Consider the following 25,162-nt stretch of genomic DNA (forward strand, 5'->3'; position numbering starts at 1 on the left):
AAGACCACTTTGCGGGACGTGCTCATCGGGGAGCGAAGGAATGCTCCGGATGCACACGGAAACGGTAGGGCAGCAGCGCATCATCACCAGCGTAGTCAACACCGATGCGAGGACCGACCAGGATGTCCGATGTGGGCACGACAATCCCATGGTCTTCGAGCCGCACGGTGCCGGAGAGCAGGTCCATGCCGTTATGTTGTAGCGTGATGCCCAATGCGGTCGTCAACTTTCCCGGGCCACCGCTCAACTCGCCGAACGACATGCCCTTTGCTTTCGGACCTCTTCGGCTACGCATCAGTGCTTCGCCATGCAGGGGTTGCAGTGCGCGAACGAGCACGGCGTGCGGTACATCGCGATGGTTCGTTACCACGTTGAAGAGGTCGTGGATGCCGTAGCACTTGTACACGTATGCGATGCCGCCAGGTGCGTACATGTTCTCGTTGCGGGCGGTGCGCCGCCCAGCGTAGGCATGCGAGGCGCGGTCGGTTGCACCAGCATACGCTTCCGTTTCGGTGATGATCCCGCTGGTGAGCGTTCGGCCTCTTCCGGTAACGAGCACCTTGCCGATCAGATCACGCGCGATCCGTACCACATCCGTTTGCAGGAAGAAGTCCCGCTCAAGCACCTTGCTCATCGGCCAACCAGCGCGCTTGGTGAAGGTCATCGTCGGTGGCGTTCAGCGGGGTGGAAGCTGTCGCGGCATCCTGATGCGCTCGTGCCTTGCAACGGTCGCACCGCCCGCAATCGGCTCTGGCCTGCTCCCCGAAATACTCCAATGCCGCGCGCTCCCTGCACCTCGTCTTGGGCGAAGCCAGCGCGATCATCGCGGTCAACCGGTCGGTGGCGCGCTGCTTACGTTCGGCGAGGGCTGCGGGGTCGAGCATCAATCGTTGGGCATCGCGACGAGGCACAAGCAGCGTTGCCGAAGGTGCTTCGCTGGCCGATTGGTAGTGCAGAATGCCCAGCTTCTGCAGTTCCAGCAGGCGCTCCTTCACCGTGGAAGCGCTCCATTCCAGGTGTTTTGCCAGTCGCAGTTCCTCGACGATGGAGGCTTCCTCGAAGAGGCCGCCGTAGAGCCGTAGCAATCCTTCGAGCAATGGTCCCAGTCGTGCATCGCGCAGGCGCAAATCGTACACGGTGTTCGATGAAGCGCGCATGAACACACGCGAGGGCGAGTGCACACCATCGCTCAAGGAAAGGTCGCCGTTCAGTTCGAGCGCTTTCATGGCGTTCATCACCGCGGCGGGTGTCTGTGCACTTCGCTCGGCCAGGCCGCGCAGGTCGAGCTCGTAGGTTTCGAATTGCCCGGCGCCCAGCGCAATGCGGTGCATATCGGCGAAGGCTTGGTACACGAGCCGCACTTGTGCAAGCGTGGGGAAAGAGCTCTCCAGCTTCTGCGCGGCGCGCTCGCGGTCGCCTGGCCCAAGTAACAGGAAGGCATGGCTCGGCTGTCCATCGCGACCGGCCCGTCCGGCTTCCTGGTACCAGCTTTCGATGTCGGGCGGCAGTTCCATGTGCACCACGGCGCGCACATCGCCCTTGTCGATGCCCATGCCGAACGCGTTGGTGGCCGCCACGAAGCGCACTTCGCCCTTGCTCCATGCCTGTTGCACGGCATCGCGATCTTCCATGCGCATGCCAGCGTGGTAGGCCGACGCGCTCACGCCGTTCTCACGCAGCAGTTGCGACAAACGCACGGTGCCCTTGCGATCGCGCAGGTAAACGATGCCGCTGCCCGGTACGCGCTCGGCAATGCGCAACAGCTTGCCGATCTTGTCTTCTCCGTACGCCACCCACAACGCCAGTTCCGGGCGCGCGAACGGGGCACGGATGCAACGGCCATCGACGAACGCCAGCCGTTGCATGATATCGTCCGCGACCTGCTGAGTGGCTGTTGCCGTGAGCGCGAGCACGGGAACGGCCGGGTAAAGCGCGCGGAACTCCGGGATGGCCATGTACGTGGGCCGGAAGTCATAGCCCCACTGGCTGATGCAGTGCGCTTCGTCCACCGCAATGAGCTTCACCGGAAGTCGCGGTGCCCGCGCGCGGAAGAGATCAGTTCGGAGGCGTTCAGGGCTCACATACAGGAACGAACACTTGCCGTGCACGCATGCCTCGAGCGTGTTCTCCATCTCCGCATAGCCCATACCACTGATCAACGCCTTCGCCGGAATGCCCTGTTTGCGCAAGCGGTCCACTTGGTCCTTCATCAATGCGATGAGCGGCGATACCACCACGCAAAGGCCGCCCATGGCCAGCGCTGGAACTTGGTAGCAGATGGATTTTCCTCCGCCCGTGGGAAGCAGCGCCAAGGTGTCCCGACCAGCAAGCGCGCTCCGTATCACATCCTCCTGCACTGGCCGGAACGCGGAATAGCCCCAGTGTTCTTGCAGGACCTGATGGATGTCACGCATGTTCAGCGGTTGTTATCCTTTGTGCCCGGGCTGCGTAGAACGTGCGTCGCGCCTACCTTCGGGCCGGACCGAAGTACGCAAACGCACAGAGAACATGAGCAGTGCCAGCACAACCGTGAAGATCGCAAAGCATCCCGTGGCGCAAAGCCGCCTTTCCGGCATCGACCTCGAGACCGTGGTATTCGGTCGTGTCTTCAGTGATCACATGTTCGTGATGGACTACCGCGACGGTCAGTGGCATCAGCCTTCCATCCAGCCTTACGGCAAGATGGAGATGAGCCCGGCCCTCATTTCGCTCCACTACGGCCAGAGCATATTCGAAGGGCAGAAGGCGTACCGCCAGGAGAACGGTAAGGTGGCCATCTTCCGTCCGGCGGACAACATCAAGCGCATGAACTTCAGTGCGCACCGCATGTGCATGCCGGCCATCCCCGAGGACATCTTCATGGAAGGCATGCTCGAATTGGTGCGCATGGACCACAAGTGGGTGCCGCGCGATCCGGAGGGTGCGCTGTACCTGCGTCCGTTCATGTACGCGAGCGATGAGTACGTGGGCGTGCGCCCGAGCGACTCGTACCGCTTCATTATTTTCACCTGCCCTGTTCGCGGCTATTACAAGGATGCTGTGCGCGTGAAGATCGAAACGGAATACAGCCGTGCGTTCCAAGGCGGAACGGGCGCGGCGAAGTGCAGCGGCAACTACGCGGCTTCGTTGTACCCTGCGAAACTGGCGGCCGACAAGGGTTTCCACCAGTTGCTCTGGACCGACGGTGAGACGCACAAGTACTTCGAGGAGAGCGGCACGATGAACGTGTTCTTCCGCATCGGCGACACGTTGCTGACTCCCGCCACCAGCGGTACGATCCTGGAAGGCATCACACGCGACAGCATCATCCAACTGGCCAAACGAGAGGGTATAGACATGCAGGTGCGCCGTGTGAGCGTTGACGAAGTCACCGTTGCGATCCGCAAAGGCACCTTGAAGGAGGCGTTCGGCGCAGGCACCGCAGCGACGATCGCCCACATCGCCAGCATCGCGTACGGCGACGAGGAGTATATGCTGCCGAAGCTTGATGACAACAGCATGAGCAATCGCTTGGGCAAACAGCTCGACGACATCCGCCGCGGCCGCGGCGCAGATCCCTTCGGGTGGATGGTGGACGTTGGTGCTTGAACCTGGACCTCTATCAGTCGTCCACTGCTAGGCGAAGACTCTTCGGGCGACGACTCGAACCGCCGACGCTGACCGAGTAGATACCTCGCTTTAGTGACCCGACATCGATCAGGAAGGATGGCGGCACTGACCCGGTTGCGCATACGCGACCAGTCGCATCCACTATCGTGTATGCTGATCCAGCCAGTTTACCTGCACCCTGCACAGAAACGAACGAGCTGCCACCGGTCGGATTCGGAACGATCCGGGCGTTCATCTCGGCGGGTGCTTCTTCCAAGCCGACAAAACCACTGCACACCGCCGTGTAGTTGGTGTCGGCATAGTAGGCAGCGCTGTTCACATCAACGCCGTTCACCAGCACCTTGGGGGCAATGAACAATGTGTCGTGATAGAACGCCAACGACGTTACGTACAAGTTCGGGCCAGCCGGTAGGCCGCACCATTGCTGGCCATCCCATGAAGCCACGAAGGGGGCCGGGACATTGCCCGCGTATTTGAAGGTCCCAGCGGCCCACAGCCGCCCATTGTGTACCTCCAGATCCGAGGCGCCAACGAGGTATTGATAGTTATTGCCATCGCCTTGGAACCCGGTGCCCACCGGATGGAATGCAGTGCCATCCCAACGCATAATGCCGTGCCCGGCATTGCCAGCGGCTATCGGGATGGAACCGCTCACGTACAGCTGGTCCTGGAATACGGCCAATGAACGGCCCGCGCCGAACCCTCCGAGTATCCCGGTGCTCACAGGTTTCCATTCATTGCCGTCGAGGTAAACCAAGTCCTTGTACGGAGTGCCGTTGATGTTGATGGCACCGGCCCCGTAAAGCGTGTCGCGCCAGAGTGCCAAGTCCTGCCAAATCGGTGGCGAACTGGCGTCCAGGTTACCGACCGGCACCCATGCATTGCCCTGCCGTTTGGCGATCCCTTGCACTGCTTGGCCATCTACGGAATCCATGGCGCCGATCATGTACAACTCATCGTTCAAGACACATAGCCGGTACACCCCGGAACTCCAAGTTCCTAGGCTGCCGTAAGGGTGCCATTGGCCACCGTGATACGCCGCAATCGACTTGTACGGCAATCCGCCGACCTCGGTAAACCAGCCACCGACAACCAGAGTGTCGTGCCAATTAACCACCGAGTTGGGTCTGTTATTGAAGGTGCCAAGTGTGTCCCATTGACCATTCTTGTACACGCTCACCACCTGGTCACTGAAATCGTTGTCTCCGTTCTGAGATGACTCACCGCAGTAATAAAGAGCATCGCCAACCGTGTCCAGGCAGATGTTAGTGACCTCGTCGGTTTCTACTTGCAGGCCCGCAGCTGTCCACTGGGCACTGCACGTTAGTGTGGCGGCAAGCGAACCGAAAAGGCCGGACTTGCGCAGGGTGTGCGAGATCATGGCCGAATGGCCTTGTGGGCAATACCATTCGCCACCACGAGATACTGCCCGGTGGCCAATTGAACACAGGACCCAATAATGGCAATGTTGCTTGCTGCCACAACACGCTCGCTCCTGACCACTTGACCCAGCAGATCATACACGGTCACTTCCGTGAGCCCATCAGGTATGCCGGGAACATGCAATGTTCCGGACGCATCGAAGTAGGGCGCCGGTTCATTCCCGTGGTCATCCGCACCGGCCACACCGGTAACTGTCTCATCGCAGAAAACGGTGACGAAGCACTCGGTGGTTTGGAAGGTGCTTTGAAAGACCGGCTCGAAGTAGGGGACACCCAAACCATCGTCCAGCGGAAAATAGGAAGCTAGGTTGATGTCCTTGTGCGTAGTGCCTGCCGTGTACAGGTCGCCAGTGGAATTGCGAACGGCAAGGGTCCGCACAGCTTCGCGATCATTGTTCGAGTGCCCGTTGCCGCCGAATGGCGTGGCCCAAGTGAGCAACTGGCCTGGGGAGAGCTCTACCACGAAACCATCCTTCGCTTCCGGAAAAGCTCCGTTGTGCGTATCGGCATTGGCCACGCCTTGGTTGTAACGACCAGTCCAAGGCGTCCACGGGAACCCCGTACCGTTCGAATGGCCACCTATGAAAACGCGGCCGTCCGGACCGCAAGCCACTGCTTCCATGTACACACTGCTACCCGCAGCTCCGTGGAAATAGGTCTGCCAGGTGAGGGCGTGCGTGCTACCATCTATCCGTGCGATGTATCCGTTGGCTGTTCCCGCCAGCGGCGAACCTTGCGACCAGCCTGCACCGGGCACGATGCTGACGCCCGGTCCTGCATTGCCGATCACCAGAATGTCCTCCGTGAAAGGGTCAATGGCCACCATTTCTTCCCGGCCGACATCGGTGCCCGTACCACCCAAGCAGGTGCCGTACTGGAAAGTGCCGTTCAGGCTGAACTGATGCACGAAGATGTCATTACCACCTCCATGGAACCACTCCTCATAAGCACCACCCCCGTTCGTGCTGGCGGAGAAATCAGTGCTTTCTGTGCTGCCAGCTACAACAACCGCCTGTCCATGTACATCCAGGTCAAGCGCCTCATCGAAACTCATTCCAGGCAGCACCGTGAACCAATTCAACCGATCGAGCGGTGTGAAGGATGCCACGAACCCATCGGACTCGGCACTGTACACGAACGTGGTGCTTCCCGGCGGGGCGGGATCATCCAATGCAGGTATGCTGCCGTAGGTGTAGCCGCAGATGTACACGCGGCCATTGTCACCAATGTCGATGCCCGTGATGTACACATCAGATTCACCGAAATAGGTCGACCATTGCCTAGTCCCAAAGCCTTGATCAAAGCGGCCGATCCATCCCTTGTCGTTGTTGTTATTGGAAGTTGGGTAGTAGTGCTCGATGCCTGGTTGAGCGTGGATGATATCCGACGTGTTGGTCGTCCCGGCTACATAAACACCACCGCCCTGCGCTGGCAAGCGTTTGGTAACACAGTTCGCTGAAGTGTAGCCATCGCCGCCAGCGAAGAAGGTCTTCCAGTCGATGTTGTTGGTGTTGTCGAATTTCACAATGGTGGCTGCCATGAGTGCGGTGCCGTAGCTCGTGCCCGCTGCTTGAGGGAACGAGTTGAAGGTGGAAACCGAATTGCCCACCACATAGTACTCGGTGTTGGTGATGTGGCTGGATCGAGCATCGTCCCGGGCGTTGCCGCCCAAGTAGGTGCTCCAGCAGAGGCCTTGCTCGCTGGCTCCGCCGCCAATTGGGCCACCGCCGATCTGTAGGATCAACGGCAGTGTTGGGTCGTACACATCGAAACTGAACCGCACAGTCCCGGATCCGTTGCCGGGAACGTATTCGGCGTTCCAATTCAACGGCAGCGCATTGTTGTTGGCGTCAACTTGATATGCGATGGCCTCTTCCAGCCTGATCCACTTGCCCCCCATGTACGCCCGTATCGCACCCATCACATCCACGGTAAGGCTATCCTGTCCGGTAAATTCCATGGTGAGCATGTTCGGATCTGAGCCGGGCATACACACATAGCTCATCTTCTGTCCTGCACTTCCGCTGTAGAAGTGCCAGTTGATCCCAGGATAGATCTCTTCGTACACGATGCGATAGAAGCCCGGGACCTGTTCCACGCCCGGTGCGCAATGCGTGAAGTAGTAATTCTGCACGTGGTCGTTCATCTCGTACGATATGGCATCGGGGAATTGGGCCATCTCTCCGACCATTCGAAGATCCAGCCGATGGAACGCTTGAGGGTTCACATGCCCACCATCACCGTCAACGACCATGAACGACACGATCCCATCACGGCGGATATACGTGCTCGGCACAGAGCCTTCGGAGTAGAACTGCAGATCAGAAACAGGCATCCCGTTCGCGTAAACCGTTTGACCGCTCTCCTGCCAGAACGCGATCTGCTTGTTGTAAGGCTCGCCGTGGCCGTCAGGCGGCATGTACGTGGCCCAAGAAGGGGGGGGGGGCAAGCAATAGCGTAAGGGTAAGGGCTGCGATCGTTGTTCTCATGGCGTTCGAAGGTTTGGATCAGGTGATCGTTCACGAGATGCCTTTTGGCACCGTCGAATCTAGACGTATTTCCTTGCATGGTTTCGGTCAAAGCGTTGAAGTGTCGGGCGTAGGAGGCTTAAGGCCGATCTCGCATGACCAGTCCTGCCCAGCTGTCAGGTATCAGCAACAGGCCCGGCACCATGAGCAACAAGGCCCATTGTGAAAGGCCCAAGAAGAGGTAGCAACAGATCGTCCCTGACACGCAGCCGATGCCGAACAGCAACCCGGCCAAGTGCAATCCGCGGAATAGCCACGGTGCGATATGCCGGTCGGGTTCGCACGTGGGCGCCGTGTTCGGTCGTGGACGCGGGGCCGGGCGTTCGGAAGCCTTCGGTTGTTTCACTGGCCCCTCGGTGATCCACTTGTAAGCCGCGTGCACCTCACGGAAACGCTCCGCCGCCTTGGGCGAAGGGTCAAGGTCGGGATGGAAGCGCTTGGCCTTGGCGCGGTACGCACGTTTCACTTCGTTGGCCGTTGCCCAAGGCGGAACGCCGAGGGTCGCGAACGGGTCGCGTTGCTGTGATGTTCTCATCCGTTGCTCGTTCAGGGACGGCCGAGGTCGGGCATTTGCGTGTGTATTCGCGAAGGTCGTTGCATCTTCACAATGCACCAAGGACGCATGAGGAACGCAAGACGTGGCCTTTTTCTTTTCTGGGCGGTGTTACTGGCAGGACTGGCTCAGGCCCAGTTGATGGTGCAGATCACTGTCCTGGACAGCGTTTCCGGGGAGCCGGTTCCGGTGGTGGAGCTGCGCACTCGCAATGACGAATGGGTCACCTCGGGCAACTACGACGGGTTGATCGTTCACCGGTACAGTGCCGATGAACGCGGTCCTTATTTCTTGAAGCGTTCGGGGTATTTCCGTAAGGAGATCACTTTGCCTGACCGCATAGATGCCATCACGGTACGTCTTGTCCCCAACCCCACTGAACTCGAACCGTTCACCGTGCGGCCCCGCGCGCCTGTACCCGTTTTCAAGAACGACACGCTGCATGCTGCCGTTTTCGAGCCGGGGGCGGAAGGCCTGTGGGTGCTTGCGTATGAACACCCGCGCATGTGGCGCGACCAGTCACGCGCTGGGCAGGAGATCCTGCGCGATGTGGTGCTGGTGCTGCTCGATACCATGCTCAACGAAGTGGCGCGGAAGCCAGTGCCGGGCGAATGCACTGGGCTGCACATCGGACGGCGAGGCGAGGCGTACGTGCTCGGCACCGACCGCGTGTGGGGAGTGGATGTTGAAGAAGGAGCGGTTCGCCTGTCAACCATTCTTACCAACGCGTTCGAAGAAGCCCTTCGCCCATGGACGGACAGCACGGCGGGCCACTGGCTGGGCAGCAACTACGATGCAACCTTCCCGGGCTTCGACCACCTGGCGTACGAACCGGTGAGCGAGATCGTCAGCGTGTTCTGTTCCGTGCAGGACACCTTCATGATGCAATTGTTCCGCAGTCAGTACAAGTACATGAGCGGGCGGGACAAGGTCATTGCCATGGACATGGAGCTGACCACCGGCATCGACCGCGAGCTTTGGGCCGGCCGCATGACGGGTTTCCACAACGACCTGTACTTCGAGCCGCCGTATGCACCACTCTTCGTGTGCCGCGATACCATCCTCGTGTTCGATCACACGGCTGGCCGGTTGAAGCGCTTCAACCGCAAGCGCGAACCGATCGGTGAGACGAAGCTCGTGCACCACACCGGCCAGCCTGGGCGTGCCTTCACCGGCAAGCTCTTGCATGACCGCGCAATGGGCGAGGTGTATGCGGTGTTCGAACAAGCTGGACGCACATGGCTGTGCAGCATCGATCCGATCAGCGCCGCTCTTGGTCCGCGCATCAACCTTGACGCGAAGTGGCCGGAGCAGGTGCGCGTGCACGGTGGGCAGGCCTACTACATCCACCGGCCGTTCGAGAGCACGCAGAAGCGGACCTTGTACCGGGAGCGGGTGAAGTGAGCAACGCCTTTCTGGATCGCTTCGTCGCAAAGCCTCCTCGCGATGACGTTGGCCGGACCGTCATCGCGAGCCTTCTTAGGCGAAGCGATCCAGCGTTCTGCAGTTTTCCACAGCATGGGTCACGGGTAGTTGCGGCCTCTACCTTGGCCGCATGCCAACCACCGCCGTCAACCAACTCAGCCTCTTCGACACCATCCAGAACGTACGCGACTTCCACGACGCCTTCCGCATCCCGAACGCGGATCAGCCCGTGAGCGACATCGGTGCGAAGGATGCGCAGTTGCGCTATACCCTGATGCGCGAGGAGAACGAGGAGTACTTGGAGGCCGCCAACCGTGGCGATCTCGTGGAAGTGGCGGACGCGCTCGGCGACATGCTCTACATCCTTTGCGGCACCATCCTCAAACACGGCCTGCAGGACAAGATCGCGGATGTGTTCCTGGAGATCCAACGGAGCAACATGAGCAAGCTCGATGCGAACGGCCAGCCGATCTACCGCGAGGACGGCAAGGTGCTGAAGAGCGATCGGTACTTCAGGCCGGACATAGCAGCGGTGCTGGCGCAATGAACCTGCCCGCCTTGCTCGCCGCCGCGCGCACCAGTGCGTTGAAGCGGTTCATCCTCAACCAAGGGCTCAACTTCACCATACCGTTCAACAGCCCGCACGGCTTTCGCGTAGAGCCGATGAAGACGGGCGGCATCCGCGTGCGCATCCCGTGGTGGCATGTGAACCGCAACCACATCCGCGGCATGCACGCGTGTGCGCTGGCCACTGGGGCCGAGCTGTGCAGCGGCCTTAGCGTGCTTGAGCACCTGGACCCGAAGCAGTATCGCCTCATCATGGCCAGCCTGCACATGGATTACCACAAGCAGGCCAAGGGAACGGCCCATGCGGTCTGTGTGCCGGACCGTGCCACCATCGAGGAAGCGGTCATTGTTCCGCTGCGGTCGCAAGAGAGCGTGCGCTACACCAGCTCGGTGGAAGTCAAGGACGCACAAGACCTGCACGTGGCCACGGGCACCATCGTATGGCAGGTGAAGGCGTGGAGCAAGGTGAAAACCTCGCGCTGAGTCCGAACGTCAGTGCTGAATGACAAGGAGCGATGAGCGCGCACCATCGCTGCCGTTGATCCGCAGGACATACGGCCCGGCCGGCAGTGCTTCCGTTCCGATGCGCGTTGATCCGCTGAGGGCATTGCCTGCAGCGACCTGTCGGCCCGAGGCATCCCAAAGGCTGGCTGTGAAGGAACCACGGCCGTTGATCGTGAGGGTTCCGCTGCACGGGTTTGGACCGATCGCGAACTGCTGCGCCGCATCTGCTTGCACTCCGGTGTTCCCGGAAAGCACGAACTGCTCGAAGAAATCCCAGATGACCTGGCTCGCCTCGAAGTCCTGGTTGGTGACCCCGATGGGCAGGCTGGCACCCGGCCATGTGTGGTCGCCGTCCACCACGCGGATCAGCGCTACTTCGGAGCCTGCGGCACCGTTGAGGTGATCCTCGCGCACAGCCGTGCAGAAATCGAGCAGGACGAGATCAGGATAGGGTGTAATAACCGGTGTAAGGTCGCATCCGTTGTGCCCAACCCAATGGTCTATCGCATCATCGGTGTCTATGTTCCCCAATCCACCTGCGTATGGCACGATGGCGTCGGCCGTGCCGTTGATCATCATCACAGGCACGGGGCGCGTGGGCTGGCACACCGGTGCAAGCCCCGGTGTCATGCCGCCGGCCACGCTGGCCACCGCTGCGATCTTGTCGAACATGCTGCATGCGAACAACAAGCTCACCATGCCGCCTTGCGACATGCCGCATGCATACACACGTTGCGGGTCCACGTTGTGCGAAATGACCAGGTCGTCGATGAGCGCACTCACGAACCCGTAGTCGTCCACCTGGCCCAGGCCGAGGTTCCAGCTGTTGTTGATGCCATCGGGATACGCCACCACGAACCGCTCGGCATCGGCCACGGCGTTCATCTCACTGTAGAACTCCTGCTGCGCGCCGGTGCTGGTGAGGCCATGGAAGTTGAGGACCAGTGCGGGGTTTTCGGACGGCTGGAACCCCGGCGGCACATGCAGGAGGTAGGTGCGGTAGATGCCGTCGTTCAACAACGAATCAACCGTGGTTTGGGCCGAGAGCGCCCCGGAAGCGACGATCAGAAAAGCGGCGAGCAGGGATTTCATGCCCCCGAAGATGCGCGGGTTGCTCGGCCTCACGCCAACGTGCTGCGCGACTTGTCGAACGACTTCTTCACCATCCAGGTGACCAGCATCGCCGCGATGGCACCGCTGAATGCCAGTCCCATGTCTTTCTGCGCGTCCCACATATCGCCCTGCGTGCCCAGGTAAGCCACCCCTTGAGCGGGGAAGAACACCTCGGCCACCAGCCATTCGATCAGTTCATATGCACCGCTGAAGCTGAGCGTGATCTCCGCGGGCAGCAGGTAGCACACCCACGTTGGCCAGCGGAAGTGGTTCATGAACCAGTCCCGCATGGGGTAGGCCAGCAGTAGGCCGAACGAGCAATGCACAATGCGGTCGTAGTGGTTGCGTGCTGTGCCGGTCAGTTCCTGCAGCCAATAGCCGAAGGGGTTCTCGGCGTAGGTGTACTCGGCGCCATAGATGTGCAGCAGGATGTAGATGAAGATGAGCGTGTAGCTCAGATCACTGAACCGGAAGCGCCGGTGCGTGAGCGCCAACCCGCCCACGAAGAGCACCGTGAGCACGTTCTCCGTAACCCAGTTGGCGCGGTCGGTGGTGTTGATGAAGGTCACCGCCCAGCAGATGAGGAAAAGGCCGAGGTAGACCTTCAGCAGCAAGTGCTCGTTGAACGGGCGCCGGGTGGGGTAGGAAGCAGTGGTGAAGGGCATCCGTCAAGGATAGCGTTCACACGGCCAGCATCTGCACCAAGCGGAAGAGGTCGGGTTCGAGGTGCTTGCGCGTTGCGATGGCTTCGGCGTGCGGGGTGTAGGTGATCTCGCCGCGTACAATGCCCGCCACGCAATGGTGTTTGCCGGCCAGCAAGCCTTCCACGGCGGCGGTGCCCAGCCGCGCGGCCAGCACGCGGTCCGCCAGCGAGGGACTTCCACCCCGCGCGATGTGCCCCAACACGCTCACCCGGATGTCGAACTGTGGGCAGCGCTGTTTCACCTGCTCGGCCAGCTTGAACGCGCCGCCCTCTTCGTCGCCCTCGGCCACCACCACGATACAACTGCCCTTCTCCTTGCTCCGGTGCAGAAGCACGTGCACCAGTTCATCCACGCTCTCCTTGCGTTCCGGCACCATCACGTATTCGGCACCGGCGGCAATGCCGGTGTGCAACGCGATGAAGCCCGTGTCCCGGCCCATCACTTCCACGAAGAAGATGCGGCCATAGCTGGCAGCCGTATCGCGCAAGCGGTCAATGGCTTCCAGCAGCGTGTTGCACGCCGTGTCGAAACCGAGCGTTCGGTCGCTGCCGCCCAGGTCGTTATCGATGGTGCTCGCGATGCCCATCACGCGCACGCCTTGTTCCGTGGCTAGGGCATGTGCTCCTGTTTGGGTGCCACCGCCACCGATGCAGATCAGCGCTTGCACGCCGGCCGACGACAATTCCAACGCAGCGTTCGCACGGCCCTCGGGCGTTTTGAACGCCGTGCTGCGGGCGCTGCGCAGCACCGTGCCACCGCGCTGCACGATGTTGGCCACATCGCGCGGGCCCAGCGGCCGGAAGTCGCCGCGCACCAGGCCGTCGTAACCGTCCATAACGCCAACGCATTCAATACCATGGAAATGCGCACTGCGCACCACCGCGCGGATGGCAGCGTTCATGCCGGGGGCATCACCGCCGGAGGTGAGGACGGCGATGCGGTGGAGGGAAGGGGAGGACATGGGCCAAGGATAAGCCAAGCATGCCGCCGCCCCTAACAAGCCCCACCGTACCACGAGTGCAATGCGGATGCACGCGCTTGGTTCCAGCCTGTGCGAGGGGTGAGCTTGCTGGGGCCGAGTGCGCTTCGGTAAACGGCAAGTGGTTAGTTGATTGAATTGGGGGTGTCAAGAGTTGGGCTATGTTTGAAGGAGATGCACGTGGCACATGGGCCATACTTGGGGCCGCAGGCCCACGACCGAAGGACACTCGGCACAGCCGAGGGTCAGCTGACACGCGATTCCCAAGCTCGTCACTCACCCGAGCACGTGCTGAAGGAACCGGATTGGGGTTTCCAGCGACACGGTTGGTGGGCGATCGCCAGATGGTCTGCCTGTCGGACCACCTCGCTAGACATGATGACCAACGCCATGAATGGTTTGGGACTAGTGTGTTGGTCAATGTGGTTTGGTTTGTTGCTGGGTTGTTCTGGTAATCAAGAGTCTGATTTGCTTGCTCGAGATGCTCAGGCTGAAAGAGCGATCTTGATTGCGCAAACAACCATGCGGCCGGATACTTTGATTCCTGTTCTCACACGTGTAGTTGAATCTGATGGATGTGTTGAGTGTTATCGGGCCCTTGGTGTGGCATACTATCGACTCGGGGAATTGAGTCATTCCGACTCTGTTTTCCAGAAGGCATTGAGCGTCTATTCTGACAGTGCAAGTAGCGCAGTATTGTACTTGGACTATATCAAGGTGCTACTTGAACTAGGAAAATCAAATGAGGCGATGTCTGCTACAGGCATAGTACGAGTTGTGAATCCAGGTAGTAGGACTAGATGGTATAACGAGTATCGTTATTTTCAAACGAGATATATTTCTGCGCGAGTATCAGGAGATTGTCAGTTGGCATTGAGTTATGTTGATAGCATTGAAATGCTGCAAGGCGCAACAGATGCTGTGATTGAAGCTTGTGTATGGAACCGATACGTTACCCTAAGGGATTGTTTATTGGATAGCGGGGCTGCCAGAATATATGCGATTGAGAATGAGTTGGATACAACAAAGTATGAAATACAACCCCCAGCACGTGCTCGCGCAATGTCATTAAGTTAAGGAGTGCCTTGTGCTGTGATCAACGCGGTTGAAAAGTCGCGGTGTCGAGGGATCAACGGTGATCGGCGGGGAGGCTCTTTGGCCCATGGCACCAAGAGCGAAGCGCAAGACCAACCGTGGGATCCTCGTAACAGTGAGAAGATGTTTGGCCAGCGACGCATTGAGGGAGACCTTCAGGCGCTCGCCCAAAGACTTCACACGCCAACGCAAGATGCCCTTCAAGAAGGTGGTGCTCTTCATGCTGAGCCTCTCGCGGCGCAGCCCGCAGCTGGAACTCACGGGCTTCGTGCGCGCCTTCGCCGACGGGGTGCGCAACGTATCGGGCAGTGCCTTCAACCAGAGCAGAAGGAAGGTGGAGCCCGGGGTGTTCAAGGAACTCATGCGAGTGATGAACCAAGAGTTCTACACCGACAACGACGAGCGTGTGAAGCGCTGGCAAGGCTTTCGGCTCCTGGCCACCGACGGGTCCATCATCAACCTGCCGCATACCAAGGAACTGGGCGAGCACTACGGCGGCGCGAGCAACCAGCACGGCAACCGCACGGTGCAGGCGCGTTGCTCGGTGCTCTACGATGTGCTCAACAACATGGTGCTCCATGGCACGCTATCGCCCTGGGCGGTGGGCGAACGTGAACTGGCCTTGCAGCACTTGCACATGTGCCAAGAGGGCGACCTGATGATCTACGACCGCGGCTATCCCAGCTATGCGCTCATGTCGGCGGTGCTGGAGCGCGGAGCGCATTTCCTGATCCGTTGCACCCACAAGTTCAACCAGCAGGTGATCGACTTCGTGGCCGGTGGCCTGCACTCGCACACCGTGCCCATGGGCGCTGGCAAGAACACCCAGCACGGTCGTGGTCCGCAGAGCAATGATCGCATCAACGTACGCATGGTGAAGGTGTTGCTGGACAATGGCGAACTGGAAGTGCTGCTCACATCCTTGACCGATGAACAGCGCTATGCGACGGCCGTCTTCAAAGAGTTGTACGCCAAGCGCTGGGGCGTGGAGCGCTTCTACAACACCATCAAGAACATCGCCCGTGTGGAGCACTTCACCGGACACACCGATGTGGTCATCCAGCAGGATTTCCATGCAGCGCTTTTCATGTGCAACCTGCACGCCCTGCTCCTCGACGAGGCGCAGGACCAGTTGCCCGCCGAGCACCCCGCGCGCAAGCTCTCCTACAAGATCAACAACAACGTGTCCTTCGGCTACATGAAGCAGGAGGTGATGCGCATCATGGCCCAAGAGGACGATGAGCAGACCATGCGCGACCTGTCCGAGCTGTTCCTCTCCACCACCGTGCCCATCCGCCCAGGCCGCACTTTCCCACGCGATCGCGACAAGTACCGCACACGCGACAAGCCCGTCTATCTCACCAACTCCAAACCGGCCCTGTGAGAACCCTTAACTTAATGACATTGCGTGCTCGCGTGATGTGAGCAGCGAGCGGATCGCACTGGGCCGACGCTCGGCTTCGCCGAGTGTCCATGGGTCGCGCGCCTATGGCGCCAAGCAACCTGCCCTGCACCGCCTCGGGCGTACCGCGATGCACGCGCCCCGTTGCCGCTCGCGTGTGATCCCCCGCAGCGCCTCGGGTGTAACGCGGTGCACGCGCTTGGCTCTAGCCCGTGCGAGGGGTGAGCTTGCGGGTGCCGAGTGCGGTTCTGTCTAGGGCGTGCCGCTCGTCTCAGCATTATTCAAGGCCTGGGTTGCCCACATGAGCGAAACGCGGCCAATGTGCAGGGCGCGGCGTATTTCATCACGCTTGTACTTTGCCGAAGCGCTTAGGGCTGTGTAAGCTTCCCCTAAAGTCGGGCCAGCGATAACTGGAGGTCTCAGGGGCATTTGGGTTGTGGTTGGATTAGCACTGGCGGCCGGTTGTAAGCTTTGCCTGAAGTCGTGTCAGCGATAACTGGAGGCCTAAAGAGGCAGAATGCTGGTGTGGTGTAGATTCGCTTCAAATCCCGATACCATGCACCTTTCCCTTCGGCTGGCGCTCGTCGCCCCATGTTTTTTGCTTGCATCGCTTTTGGCCAACGCCCAAGGCGATGCCTGTACCCTGTGCGGCACTTACTACAGCAAGGAGCGTGGCCCCAACCACTGCATGAAGTTGAATGCGGATGGCACGTTCCAACGCTACCTGGACTGCGACAAGACGACGGAAGTCTATGAGGAAGGAACATGGACCATCGGCGTGGACATCGCCAACCACCCGGCTGTCGTGCTCAGCAGTGATAGCCCCACGTTGAAGGAGTGCAAGAAGCACCCCTACGAGTGCGCGCTGATCTACAAGGAAGGCGAGCGCAAGAACACCTTGTGGTAGAACGATGTCACATTCGTGTTGAAGAAGGAGCCCAAATAGGGCCGCGCTCAATCCAGGTTGATCAAGTACGCTGCCCTCAGCATGATGAAATGCTGCATGGGCACGCCTTTGACGCCCCCCTTGGGTATGACCATGTTGTTGTGCAAGGCGAAGTCGAAGTTGCGCAGTTGGTACCCGGCGCCCGCACGCCAGCCGAAGTGGTAGGTGAGGCCGCCTGTCAGACCGGTCTCAATGTCGAAGGCTTGGTCCGGCTCACCGTCCGCCCACAGCATGTAGTAGCCTAGGTGCGCACGCCCGTACAACCCCCGCACCGCCTCGGGTGTAGCGCGGATGCACGCGCTCGGATCGGCCCCGCAGCACCTTGGGTGTAAATCGGATGCAAGCGCTCGGCTTTTCGCCGAGTGCTTCAGTGAGTTTCTGGCCTCATGGCCTGTTGTTCAGCGAGTATTTACGGAGCTTGCCCGCAAGTGCTCGCCTAGTGCGCTTGAACCTAGGAACGCTTTAGGCTGACACTTGGCTACAGGGTGTCCCTCGGTCGCGGGCCTATGGCCCCGAGCATGTGGCGCTTTCCGGTGGTGTGCCTGCCCTGCACCCGCCCACCGATATCTTCGCCGCACATGCGCCCCGTCACCCTGCTGGACAGCCATGCCTTCGGGCTTACGGTGACGCGGTTGTGCCACCAGCTCATCGAAGACCACGGCGACCTGCGCAATACGGCCCTTATCGGTCTGCAGCCGCGCGGTGTGCTGTTGTGCCAGCGGTTGCGGAAAGAGCTGCAAGTGATCACCAAGCGCGAACTGCTCTGCGGCGAGCTGGACATCACCTTCCACCGCGACGACTTCCGCCAACGCGCGGTGACGGCCACGCCCAGCAGCACCAACATCAACTTCAGCCTCGATGGCCGCCATGTGGTGCTGGTGGATGATGTGCTCTTCACCGGCCGCACCATCCGTGCCGGGCTCGACGCCCTGCTCTCGTTCGGCCGCCCGGCCAGCGTGCAACTGCTGGTGCTCATCGACCGCCGCTTCAGCCGTGAGCTGCCCATACAACCCGACTACGTGGGCCGCTGGGTGGACAGCATCGCCGACCAGCGGGTGAGCGTGGAGTGGAAGGAAACCGATGGAAAGGACCGCGTGCTCATCCATGAGAACGCATCTTCGGCCAGCGAACGCCACGCACCCAAAGCCCCCGTCAACGACCCGTGACCGAGCAACTGAGCACCCGCCATCTGCTGGGCATCACCGACCTGACGGCCGAGGACATCGACCTCATTTTCCGCACGGCCGACGGGTTCAAGGAGGTGCTGGCGCGGCCCATCAAGAAGGTGCCTTCGCTGCGCGACATCACCATCGCCAACCTTTTCTTCGAGAACAGCACGCGCACGCGCATCAGCTTCGAACTCGCCGAGAAGCGCCTCAGTGCGGATGTCATCAACTTCAGCAGCAGCAGCAGCAGCACCAAGAAAGGCGAAACCCTCATCGACACGGTGAACAACATCCTGGCGATGAAGGTGGACATGGTGGTGATGCGCCATCCCGACCCCGGCGCCGCCCAGTTCCTGAGCCGCCATGTGGAAGCCAGCATCGTGAACGCCGGCGACGGCACCCACGAGCATCCCACGCAGGCACTGCTCGATGCCTACAGCATCCGCGAGAAACTGGGGAAGGTGAAAGGCGTGAAGGTCCTCATCGTGGGCGACATCCTCCACAGCCGGGTGGCCCTCAGCAACATCCACTGCCTGAAGAAACTGGGTGCCGAAGTGATGCTCTGTGGCCCAACCACCTTGATGCCCAAACACGTGGATAGCCTCGGGGTGCGGGTGGAGCACGATCTGGACAAGGCGCTGATCTGGTGCGACGTGGCCAACATGCTCCGCATCCAACTGGAGCGGCAGGGGAGCGACGGCATCGCCAACTTCCCAAGCCTGCGGGAGTACGCGATGCTCTTCGGTCTCGACAAAGCGCGCTACGACCGCACCCGTCAGGCAGCGAAAGGCAAGCCTTTGGTCATCATGCACCCGGGACCTATCAACCGAGGGGTGGAGATAACTTCAGAAGTGGCCGACCATGCGGACAGCATCATCCTGGACCAGGTGGAAAACGGCGTGGCCATTAGGATGGCCGTGCTTTACCTGCTGGCCGGGCGCCTGGGGAAGGCAAGTTGAGCCGAAGGCTATATTTGGCCGGATACCTGACCTGAGCACATGAACTTCACCATCGAGGACAAGGGCAAATACACGTTGATACGCAGCAACGTGGACAAGCTCGACACCACCTGTGCGCCCGAACTGAAGAGCGAGCTGGTGTACCTGAACAAGACCGGCGTACGCAACGCCATCATCGACCTTACCAACACGCGCTACTGCGACAGCAGTGGACTGAGCGCCCTGCTGGTGGCCAACCGCCTCTGCAAGAGCGTGGGCGGCTCGCTTGTTGTATGCGGCCTGCAGGAGCCTGTGCAGAAGCTGGTGCAGATCAGCCAGCTCGAAAGCGTGCTCTCCATTACCCCAACCCTGAGCGAAGCCTCCGACCTCCTGTACATGGAAGAGATCGAGAAGGACGTGAAGAACGATCAATGAACCCCATGAAGAAGACACTACTCGCCGCCCTGTTCGTCGTTGCTGCCAGTGCAGCTTCCGCCCAGTGCACCCCTGACCCGCTCTACGCCGACAGCATCTTCGGTGTGTGGCCTGACACCATCGAGGATTTTGCGTCGGGCGTGATCAACGTTCCCTACAGCGACCAGCTTGATCTGATCATCCCGACCGACGCCGGCGACATCGACCCGAACCTGGCCGGGACAATGATCGATAGCGTGGCATTGGACAGCATCGAGGGTCTGCCCCCGGGCCTGGCCATTGCGTGCAACAGCCACACTGGCGCTGCGTGCACCTATTTGAGCGGCGTGCAGGGTTGTGGTGTCATCCAAGGGACGCCAACGGCCGTGGGTTCCTATCCCATGACCATTTACGTCACCGGGTACAGTGTCTTGTTCGGCTTCCCGATCTCCTTCCCCTACACGTTCACCGGCTATGAGATCACCATCGGTGCGGCCAGCGTGAACGAACTGCCCGTGGCCATCAATGGTGCGCTGAACACCCCGAATCCTTTCCGCGACCGCACCTCCATCGAATGGAACCTTTCAAAGGCAGCGGATACCCAGGTAAAGGTGTTCAACCTGCTCGGCGAGAAGCTCTGGTCACAAACCGTTCAAGCCAAGGCAGGTGCGAACAAGCTGCAGTTCGATGGTAGCCTCTTGGAGGCTGGCATCTACCTCTACGAAGTGCAGGCCGGCGACCGGAAGTTCACCGGGCGCATGATCCTGCACCGCTGATCCCCGCTCCACCCGCATTGAGAAGCCCCGACATGTCGGGGCTTCTTCGTTCGTAGCCTTGCCCGGTATGTACAGGTTCGAGGTCACCACCATCGGTACGGGTGCTGCGCTGCCTGCCGCCGGGCGGCAGCCGAGCGCTCAAGTGGTGAACCTCGGCGACCGCCTTTATCTGGTGGATTGCGGCGAGGGAACGCAGGAGCAACTGAGGCGCCACGGTATTAGGATGCCGCACCTCAGGCACATCTTCATCAGCCATCTGCACGGCGACCACTACCTCGGGTTGATGGGCCTGCTCAGCACGTTGCACCTGCTGGGCCGCACGGAAGAACTCCATGTGCACGGCCCCGAGCAGCTCGGCGAGATCATCCATGTGCAGTTGCGCGCCTCGCAGACCTGGCTGCGCTATCCATTGCGCATCCATGTCACCCCGACCAACACAGGGGTAGTGGTGATGCAGGACGAACGGGTGGAAGTGACCGCGCTAGAGCTGCAGCACCGCATACCATGCACCGGCTTTCTGTTCCGCGAGAAACACGGAGCGCTCCGCCTGCGCCCGGACGCGGTGGACCGCATACCCCATTACCAGCGCAATGCGGTGAAGGATGGTGAAGACCTGGTCCTCGCCGACGGTACCGTTGTGCGGAACGCCGAATTGACCGTCCCGCACGGGAAGCCGCGCACCTATGCCTACTGCAGCGACACAGCCTACCGTCCCGCATTGGTGGAAGCGTTGCGCGGTGTGGACCTGCTCTACCACGAAGCGACGTTCACGGAGCATCTCGCTGGTCGGGCGAAGGAGACCATGCACAGCACCGCAGCCCAAGCCGCAACGCTGGCCCGTGACGCAGCGGTGGGGGAGCTGCTGCTCGGTCACTTCAGCTCGCGCTACAAGTCGGTGGAGCCGCTGTTGAAGGAAGCATTGGCCATCTTCCCGAACACCACGGCCAGCGTGGAAGGCGGCTGCTATCCGATAGGGCCACCAACAGGTGTTGGAAAGAAGGAGGGCCGCTGAGCCCATCGGCGCCTAGCTTCGCCCCTGTTAAGAACGATTCCAAATAGGATATGATCGTACGAACGTTGTTGGCGGATAGTGGGGAGTTGGCATTGCTAGGCTTGAAAACCGTCTTCGCCAACATCCCGCGCGTGGACTTGTTGGGGGATGTGCGATCGGAAGCAGAGATGCTCACCGCCGTGGAACGCGACCGGCCCCATGTGGTGCTCATCGACCACACGGCCCAAGGCTTCCGGGCGGACAGTATCCGCGAGGGACTGAAGCGGAACAAACGCACGCGCTTCGTATCGATCACGCCCGACCCGTCGGCCGTGACGCTTGCCAACGCTTTGCGCGCGGGCGTTACCAGCTACATCAAGAAGGACTGCGGAATCGAGGAGATCATCGACGCCGTGCTGCAGACCGCCGACGGCAGCAAGTTCTTCTGCGGCGAGATCGTGAAGACGATGGAGCGCGAGGGTCTTCGGATCGAGCGCATGGACGGTGCGGATCTTTCCTGCGGACCGGTGACGCTGAGTGAGCGCGAGGTGGAGATCATCCTGCTCATCGCCGAAGGCCAGAGCTACACGCGCATCGCTGATAAGCTCGGGTTGAGCCCCAATACGGTGAACACGCACCGGCGCAACATCATGGTGAAGCTCGGTGTGAACAGCACGGCCGGTGTGGTGATGTTCGCAGTGAAGGAAGGGATCGTGAGCCCGAACAAGTACCTCTTCAATACGCGCGGTTGAGGCGGCTATTTTGGCCCCATGCCCAAGCCCATTGAGCTCATCGGCGATGTCGGTGGCAGTTCTTCGCGTTGGGCGTTGCTCTTGGATGACGGCAGCGTGCGTCGTTACGGTACGGACCGGGATCGCCTGGTCGGTTTCAACCCGGCCGTAGGGCCATCGACAGCCTTCGAAAAGGAAGTGGGGCATATCCTTCGGCAGGCGTTCGCTGATGCGGGAAAGCCGAAGCGGGTCGTTGTGTACGGCGCGGGCTGCGGAAGTCCGGAGCGTGCCGGGCGCATGAAAGCGGTCGTCTCGCGGATGCTGGGCACGCGCAAGGTGTACGTCGAGACCGATCTGATGGGGGCGGCGCGCAGCACATTGGGCAGCAAGTCAGGACTGGTGCTCATCCTGGGAACCGGCATGAACGCTGGTTGGTTCCATCACGGCCGCTTGCACACGCCGATGCCATCGTTGGGTTGGATGATCGGAGATGAAGGCAGCGGCGCTGATATCGGTAAGCACCTGCTCCACGACGCCATGCACGGGCTCGTGCCGAGGGAGTTGATACGTCGGCTTTTCGGAAGCACGCGCATCGACCGGTCCAGGATGACCGCGATGCTCAACGCGGAACGTCCGAACGCGGAGCTGGCCGGCTTGGCGTGGCGGTTGGGCCAGTGCGACAGGACGACCTACACCAACGATCTGCTGGCCGCGCGCTTCTCAGCGATGTCCGGCTTGCTCGGCAAGTACTTCGCCCAGCGGAAGGCGCACGACGTCCATGCCGTTGGAGGCATTGCACGTGCGTTCCGCAAGGACTTGGAGCGTGCGCTGAAGGTCCAGGGTTTCCACTTGGCAGGTGCGGATGCCGACCCGATGGATGGTCTCATCGCATGGCACCGGAATGGTCTTCCACGGCGGTAGTCGCCAATGGAGCGGAGCCCTCGATAAGGTCTTTGAATCGCTGGAACGCTTGCTGGTTGGCCGGGTTCCGGATGGCGCGCAGCACATGGCGCTTTTCCACTGCGGTCAGGTGCCAGCTCATGCTGATCTCTTCGGTCTCCGGTTTTTCGATCTCCAGGTCCACGATGTCAATGGGGAACGGAGCCCAACTGCTGGCGTTGGCCACGGCCATGTCATAATCGTTGTCCTGCACCGCGATCACGTTGCGGTACACATTGCCAGCGGGCCCCAGCAACCGATCGAAGAGGTCGTCCTCGGCAGGTTCAGCAGCGGATCGTTTCTGCTTGTCACGCAACTGCAGGATCACCACGCCACTGGTGTTCGTATCGATCCATTCGCGCATGTCGCGCAGGAATTCGAACGTGGTGCGATAGCCGAAGTTCTCGCGTATGCCTGCGTCCATCACGCGCATCGGCGGGTCGCTCGGCAGCGTCACCATCGGCATGATGTAGGGAAACGTACTGTTCATGCGCAAGGCGCTGGTGAGCTTCAGGTCGCTGGCGTTCTGCGCTGCGAACATGTGCTGTAGCTCAACAGTCTCGGGCAGCGGGTGGGCCACGGTGCCACTGTCGGCCGTGTTGTCGGTGAGGAAGGACAATCGGGAGGAACTGATGAGCAATCGGCGGCCGTCGTTGATGATGGTAGGAGCGAGGACGAGGACCGGCACACTCGCATCGGCTTCGGCGCGGGCCATGTCGCGCAACCGAAGGTCCAAGTGCCCGTTGGTGATCTCGTTCAGCCGTTGTTCGAACGCCGAACCGCGGTCGCGCGTGTAATTGTGCACGCCATCGCTCACGCGACGATACCGGATGAAGAGGTCGTTCGTTACGAAGTTGAAGGCGACAGGGTTGAGGACATCACTGCTGATGGCGTCGAGCCAGCGCGGATCGTTGGTCCGCACCGTGTCGGTGTCCATGGCGTCGTGGTACAACTGGCGGAAGAACGTAACACCGATGGAGCCGCCCGAGCTGCCCGCGAGCAGTGCGGTGCGCTGCATCAGTGTGCCGCCCAGGAGACTGTCAGCATGCTGCAGGCACCGGAAGCTCCAAAGCGTGCTGCGCAGTCCGCCACCGCTGGCGCAAACGATCACCAGCTTCGGCTTTTCCGCTGCGTTCTTCAGTTGGATGTTCCGTCGCTGCCACCGGTCCATGCGCTCCCGCATCGCGTTCAGGTCCTTGGACACTTGCGCCTTGTCGTACGCCAGATCGCACAGGGCATCCACGTTGTAGTTCACCTTGGTCGAGTAGTCGAGGCCATAGGCGGAGCTGTCGTAGAAGAAATCCGCATGGCGGCTGATGGTGTTCACCAGCAGCGCCGCGCCGAAGACCAGGCTCAACGTCCATCCCTTCAGCCAGCTGAACAGCGCCGTGAGGATCATGAGCAGCATAGTGAAGAGCACGAAGCCGCTGGCGCCAGCCGGGATCGCGAAGAAGGCCGTATCGCTGAACGCACCCAGCACCAGGAAGCTGGCTACCAGCAGCACCTCGAAAATGCTCCCGTTGATGTGGTTCTGCCACAGTACCTGCCGCAACAGTTCGCGATCGTAGTGTGCGCTGCTCCTTGCCAGCGCGACTTTCCACGGTTGCGTCATGTACGTCTCCACATGCCAGCGGCGCGCGGCATTGCCCGGTTTGAGCCAGCGGCTTGCTTCCTTTCGCGCAGCCCCTTTCAACGGGGGCGGCGTGGGCATAGGACCAAGGATGTCGGCGTGGGTTTCGGGCTGGTACTCCTCGGCGCGCTTGCCGGTCATCTTCTCGATGTCGGTATTGGTGCGCGTGAAATACAGGTAGGCCATCAGGAGGAAAAGCGAAACACCGATGACGAACGCGGCCAAGTGGAGCGCGATGTCGCCTGCGGGCACCAGTTCCTTGGTATGCTGCACTTCCGCGCTGCACCACAGGTAGGTGAGAAGGAAGGCCAGCGGTATCAGTGCATTGTTGATGCTGAACTTGAGGAAGGGGCGCGCGATGGTGGCCAGGAACGGGAAGCGGTGCGCGTGGGTGGTGTAGGTGTAGAGGTTGAACGCCGTCATGAACCCCCCGAAGGAGAACCCCGTGATGGCGAAGCTCCAGAAGCCGTTGCTGCCGAAGTACTCAGGGTAGAGGAACAGATAGGGGATGCCGTACTTCACGCCAAGGTTCCCGGTGACATAGGCGAAGAGCAGGAACCACACCAGCAACAGGAGGTGGTTCTTCTTGAAGTGCAGCACCAGCAACTGCACGGGGAAGAAGTACGCGATCCTTCGCCAGGCCTGTCTGATCGTTGTGCGCTTCACCACGCGCTGAAAGTAGCTGCCCATGCAGCCGTGCCGCCACCGCT

24 protein-coding genes are annotated in these 25,162 nt (G+C 60.6%); 14 read left to right on the forward strand and 10 right to left on the reverse strand.

Features of this window, described 5'->3' with window-relative positions; translation table 11 throughout:
* Positions 1 to 22 precede the first annotated feature (22 nt).
* Together IPJ76_14640 and IPJ76_14645 are read right to left on the reverse strand one after the other, a co-directional pair.
* Complete coding sequence (locus IPJ76_14640) at positions 23 to 634, reverse strand: DNA-3-methyladenine glycosylase (GenBank protein ID QQR85825.1); 612 nt, start codon at positions 632 to 634, stop codon at positions 23 to 25.
* A complete protein-coding gene (locus IPJ76_14645) occupies positions 618 to 2,414 on the reverse strand; it encodes a RecQ family ATP-dependent DNA helicase (protein ID QQR85826.1) in 1,797 nt (598 codons plus the stop codon). Before IPJ76_14645 ends, IPJ76_14640 begins: the two co-directional genes overlap by 17 nt.
* 94 nt (positions 2,415 to 2,508) lie before the next feature.
* Between IPJ76_14645 and IPJ76_14650 the strand changes: the two genes are divergently transcribed.
* Entirely contained in the window at positions 2,509 to 3,588 is a 1,080-nt protein-coding gene (locus IPJ76_14650) for a branched-chain amino acid aminotransferase (protein QQR85827.1), read from the forward strand.
* A 13-nt stretch (positions 3,589 to 3,601) separates the two neighbouring features.
* On the opposite strand, the gene IPJ76_14655 is transcribed toward IPJ76_14650, so the two are convergent.
* The 3 genes from IPJ76_14655 to IPJ76_14665 all read right to left on the reverse strand — a co-directional run bounded on the left by IPJ76_14655 (position 3,602) and on the right by IPJ76_14665 (position 8,114).
* Positions 3,602 to 4,990, reverse strand: a complete 1,389-nt coding sequence (locus tag IPJ76_14655) for a T9SS type A sorting domain-containing protein (protein ID QQR85828.1) — start codon at positions 4,988 to 4,990, stop codon at positions 3,602 to 3,604.
* Entirely contained in the window at positions 4,987 to 7,470 is a 2,484-nt protein-coding gene (locus tag IPJ76_14660; GenBank protein ID QQR85829.1) for an SBBP repeat-containing protein, read from the reverse strand. The genes IPJ76_14655 and IPJ76_14660 overlap by 4 nt, the downstream gene beginning before the upstream one ends.
* A gap of 188 nt (positions 7,471 to 7,658) precedes the next feature.
* Positions 7,659 to 8,114: a J domain-containing protein gene (locus tag IPJ76_14665; protein ID QQR85830.1), complete on the reverse strand. Its 456-nt coding sequence runs from the start codon at positions 8,112 to 8,114 to the stop codon at positions 7,659 to 7,661.
* An 87-nt stretch (positions 8,115 to 8,201) separates the two neighbouring features.
* Between IPJ76_14665 and IPJ76_14670 the strand changes: the two genes are divergently transcribed.
* From IPJ76_14670 to IPJ76_14680, 3 genes are all read left to right on the forward strand, one after another.
* Positions 8,202 to 9,536: a hypothetical protein gene (locus IPJ76_14670; GenBank protein QQR85831.1), complete on the forward strand. Its 1,335-nt coding sequence runs from the start codon at positions 8,202 to 8,204 to the stop codon at positions 9,534 to 9,536.
* Positions 9,537 to 9,687: 151 nt separating this feature from the next.
* The gene (locus IPJ76_14675) at positions 9,688 to 10,104 is read left to right on the forward strand and encodes a nucleoside triphosphate pyrophosphohydrolase family protein (GenBank protein ID QQR85832.1); all 417 of its coding nucleotides are present in this window, start codon (positions 9,688 to 9,690) and stop codon (positions 10,102 to 10,104) included.
* On the forward strand, positions 10,101 to 10,607 hold the full coding sequence (locus IPJ76_14680; protein ID QQR85833.1) for a DUF4442 domain-containing protein: 507 nt from the start codon (positions 10,101 to 10,103) through the stop codon (positions 10,605 to 10,607). Before IPJ76_14675 ends, IPJ76_14680 begins: the two co-directional genes overlap by 4 nt.
* Before the next feature lie 9 nt (positions 10,608 to 10,616).
* On the opposite strand, the gene IPJ76_14685 is transcribed toward IPJ76_14680, so the two are convergent.
* Genes IPJ76_14685 through IPJ76_14695 form a run of 3 tightly spaced genes read right to left on the reverse strand, consistent with a single transcriptional unit; the run spans position 10,617 to position 13,406 of the window.
* A complete protein-coding gene (locus IPJ76_14685; protein QQR85834.1) occupies positions 10,617 to 11,720 on the reverse strand; it encodes a T9SS type A sorting domain-containing protein in 1,104 nt (367 codons plus the stop codon).
* Between the two features lie 29 nt (positions 11,721 to 11,749).
* Complete coding sequence (locus IPJ76_14690; protein ID QQR85835.1) at positions 11,750 to 12,406, reverse strand: DUF2238 domain-containing protein; 657 nt, start codon at positions 12,404 to 12,406, stop codon at positions 11,750 to 11,752.
* Between the two features lie 16 nt (positions 12,407 to 12,422).
* Positions 12,423 to 13,406 (reverse strand): 6-phosphofructokinase, encoded by a 984-nt coding sequence (locus IPJ76_14695; GenBank protein ID QQR85836.1) that lies wholly within the window; start codon positions 13,404 to 13,406, stop codon positions 12,423 to 12,425.
* A gap of 393 nt (positions 13,407 to 13,799) precedes the next feature.
* On the opposite strand from IPJ76_14695, the gene IPJ76_14700 reads away from it, so the two are divergent.
* The 3 genes from IPJ76_14700 to IPJ76_14710 all read left to right on the forward strand — a co-directional run bounded on the left by IPJ76_14700 (position 13,800) and on the right by IPJ76_14710 (position 16,828).
* The gene (locus IPJ76_14700; protein ID QQR85837.1) at positions 13,800 to 14,501 is read left to right on the forward strand and encodes a hypothetical protein; all 702 of its coding nucleotides are present in this window, start codon (positions 13,800 to 13,802) and stop codon (positions 14,499 to 14,501) included.
* Between the two features lie 85 nt (positions 14,502 to 14,586).
* Complete coding sequence (locus IPJ76_14705) at positions 14,587 to 15,903, forward strand: IS4 family transposase (protein QQR85838.1); 1,317 nt, start codon at positions 14,587 to 14,589, stop codon at positions 15,901 to 15,903.
* A gap of 574 nt (positions 15,904 to 16,477) precedes the next feature.
* Positions 16,478 to 16,828: a hypothetical protein gene (locus tag IPJ76_14710; GenBank protein ID QQR85839.1), complete on the forward strand. Its 351-nt coding sequence runs from the start codon at positions 16,478 to 16,480 to the stop codon at positions 16,826 to 16,828.
* Between the two features lie 47 nt (positions 16,829 to 16,875).
* Here the strand turns inward: IPJ76_14710 and IPJ76_14715 are convergent, their stop codons facing one another.
* The gene (locus tag IPJ76_14715) at positions 16,876 to 17,100 is read right to left on the reverse strand and encodes a hypothetical protein (GenBank protein ID QQR85840.1); all 225 of its coding nucleotides are present in this window, start codon (positions 17,098 to 17,100) and stop codon (positions 16,876 to 16,878) included.
* A gap of 345 nt (positions 17,101 to 17,445) precedes the next feature.
* On the opposite strand from IPJ76_14715, the gene pyrR reads away from it, so the two are divergent.
* The 7 genes from pyrR to IPJ76_14750 all read left to right on the forward strand — a co-directional run bounded on the left by pyrR (position 17,446) and on the right by IPJ76_14750 (position 22,804).
* A complete protein-coding gene (gene pyrR, locus IPJ76_14720; GenBank protein QQR85841.1) occupies positions 17,446 to 18,033 on the forward strand; it encodes a bifunctional pyr operon transcriptional regulator/uracil phosphoribosyltransferase PyrR in 588 nt (195 codons plus the stop codon).
* Positions 18,030 to 18,992: an aspartate carbamoyltransferase catalytic subunit gene (locus IPJ76_14725; protein ID QQR85842.1), complete on the forward strand. Its 963-nt coding sequence runs from the start codon at positions 18,030 to 18,032 to the stop codon at positions 18,990 to 18,992. The genes pyrR and IPJ76_14725 overlap by 4 nt, the downstream gene beginning before the upstream one ends.
* Positions 18,993 to 19,031: 39 nt before the next feature.
* Positions 19,032 to 19,406, forward strand: a complete 375-nt coding sequence (locus IPJ76_14730; GenBank protein ID QQR85843.1) for an STAS domain-containing protein — start codon at positions 19,032 to 19,034, stop codon at positions 19,404 to 19,406.
* Positions 19,407 to 19,411: 5 nt separating this feature from the next.
* Positions 19,412 to 20,161, forward strand: coding sequence for a T9SS type A sorting domain-containing protein (locus IPJ76_14735; GenBank protein ID QQR85844.1), 750 nt, complete (start codon positions 19,412 to 19,414; stop codon positions 20,159 to 20,161).
* A gap of 67 nt (positions 20,162 to 20,228) precedes the next feature.
* Entirely contained in the window at positions 20,229 to 21,173 is a 945-nt protein-coding gene (locus IPJ76_14740) for a ribonuclease Z (protein QQR85845.1), read from the forward strand.
* Between the two features lie 50 nt (positions 21,174 to 21,223).
* The gene (locus tag IPJ76_14745) at positions 21,224 to 21,904 is read left to right on the forward strand and encodes a response regulator transcription factor (protein QQR85846.1); all 681 of its coding nucleotides are present in this window, start codon (positions 21,224 to 21,226) and stop codon (positions 21,902 to 21,904) included.
* Between the two features lie 18 nt (positions 21,905 to 21,922).
* A complete protein-coding gene (locus tag IPJ76_14750; protein ID QQR85847.1) occupies positions 21,923 to 22,804 on the forward strand; it encodes a hypothetical protein in 882 nt (293 codons plus the stop codon).
* Here IPJ76_14750 and IPJ76_14755 read toward each other — a convergent pair.
* Positions 22,767 to 25,121, reverse strand: a complete 2,355-nt coding sequence (locus IPJ76_14755; GenBank protein ID QQR85848.1) for a patatin-like phospholipase family protein — start codon at positions 25,119 to 25,121, stop codon at positions 22,767 to 22,769. The genes IPJ76_14750 and IPJ76_14755 overlap by 38 nt on opposite strands.
* Positions 25,122 to 25,162: the final 41 nt, after the last annotated feature.

This window comes from Flavobacteriales bacterium (assembly GCA_016699575.1).
In the GTDB taxonomy this organism is placed as follows: domain Bacteria; phylum Bacteroidota; class Bacteroidia; order Flavobacteriales_F; family PHOS-HE28; genus PHOS-HE28.

Excerpts from the sequence above, each read along its gene's own strand:
- IPJ76_14650 (QQR85827.1), top strand. The coding sequence starts at position 2,509 with ATGAGCAGTGCCAGCACAACCGTGAAGATCGCAAAGCATCCCGTGGCG.
- IPJ76_14685 (QQR85834.1), bottom strand. The coding sequence starts at position 11,720 with ATGAAATCCCTGCTCGCCGCTTTTCTGATCGTCGCTTCCGGGGCGCTC.
- IPJ76_14670 (QQR85831.1), top strand. The coding sequence starts at position 8,202 with ATGAGGAACGCAAGACGTGGCCTTTTTCTTTTCTGGGCGGTGTTACTG.
- IPJ76_14750 (QQR85847.1), top strand. The coding sequence starts at position 21,923 with ATGCCCAAGCCCATTGAGCTCATCGGCGATGTCGGTGGCAGTTCTTCG.
- IPJ76_14700 (QQR85837.1), top strand. The coding sequence starts at position 13,800 with ATGATGACCAACGCCATGAATGGTTTGGGACTAGTGTGTTGGTCAATG.
- IPJ76_14710 (QQR85839.1), top strand. The coding sequence starts at position 16,478 with ATGCACCTTTCCCTTCGGCTGGCGCTCGTCGCCCCATGTTTTTTGCTT.
- IPJ76_14705 (QQR85838.1), top strand. The coding sequence starts at position 14,587 with ATGGCACCAAGAGCGAAGCGCAAGACCAACCGTGGGATCCTCGTAACA.
- IPJ76_14675 (QQR85832.1), top strand. The coding sequence starts at position 9,688 with ATGCCAACCACCGCCGTCAACCAACTCAGCCTCTTCGACACCATCCAG.
- IPJ76_14745 (QQR85846.1), top strand. The coding sequence starts at position 21,224 with ATGATCGTACGAACGTTGTTGGCGGATAGTGGGGAGTTGGCATTGCTA.
- IPJ76_14640 (QQR85825.1), bottom strand. The coding sequence starts at position 634 with ATGAGCAAGGTGCTTGAGCGGGACTTCTTCCTGCAAACGGATGTGGTA.
- IPJ76_14660 (QQR85829.1), bottom strand. The coding sequence starts at position 7,470 with ATGCCGCCTGACGGCCACGGCGAGCCTTACAACAAGCAGATCGCGTTC.
- IPJ76_14655 (QQR85828.1), bottom strand. The coding sequence starts at position 4,990 with ATGATCTCGCACACCCTGCGCAAGTCCGGCCTTTTCGGTTCGCTTGCC.
- IPJ76_14665 (QQR85830.1), bottom strand. The coding sequence starts at position 8,114 with ATGAGAACATCACAGCAACGCGACCCGTTCGCGACCCTCGGCGTTCCG.
- IPJ76_14730 (QQR85843.1), top strand. The coding sequence starts at position 19,032 with ATGAACTTCACCATCGAGGACAAGGGCAAATACACGTTGATACGCAGC.
- IPJ76_14740 (QQR85845.1), top strand. The coding sequence starts at position 20,229 with ATGTACAGGTTCGAGGTCACCACCATCGGTACGGGTGCTGCGCTGCCT.
- IPJ76_14680 (QQR85833.1), top strand. The coding sequence starts at position 10,101 with ATGAACCTGCCCGCCTTGCTCGCCGCCGCGCGCACCAGTGCGTTGAAG.
- IPJ76_14645 (QQR85826.1), bottom strand. The coding sequence starts at position 2,414 with ATGCGTGACATCCATCAGGTCCTGCAAGAACACTGGGGCTATTCCGCG.
- IPJ76_14695 (QQR85836.1), bottom strand. The coding sequence starts at position 13,406 with ATGTCCTCCCCTTCCCTCCACCGCATCGCCGTCCTCACCTCCGGCGGT.
- pyrR (QQR85841.1), top strand. The coding sequence starts at position 17,446 with ATGCGCCCCGTCACCCTGCTGGACAGCCATGCCTTCGGGCTTACGGTG.
- IPJ76_14715 (QQR85840.1), bottom strand. The coding sequence starts at position 17,100 with ATGCTGTGGGCGGACGGTGAGCCGGACCAAGCCTTCGACATTGAGACC.
- IPJ76_14690 (QQR85835.1), bottom strand. The coding sequence starts at position 12,406 with ATGCCCTTCACCACTGCTTCCTACCCCACCCGGCGCCCGTTCAACGAG.
- IPJ76_14735 (QQR85844.1), top strand. The coding sequence starts at position 19,412 with ATGAAGAAGACACTACTCGCCGCCCTGTTCGTCGTTGCTGCCAGTGCA.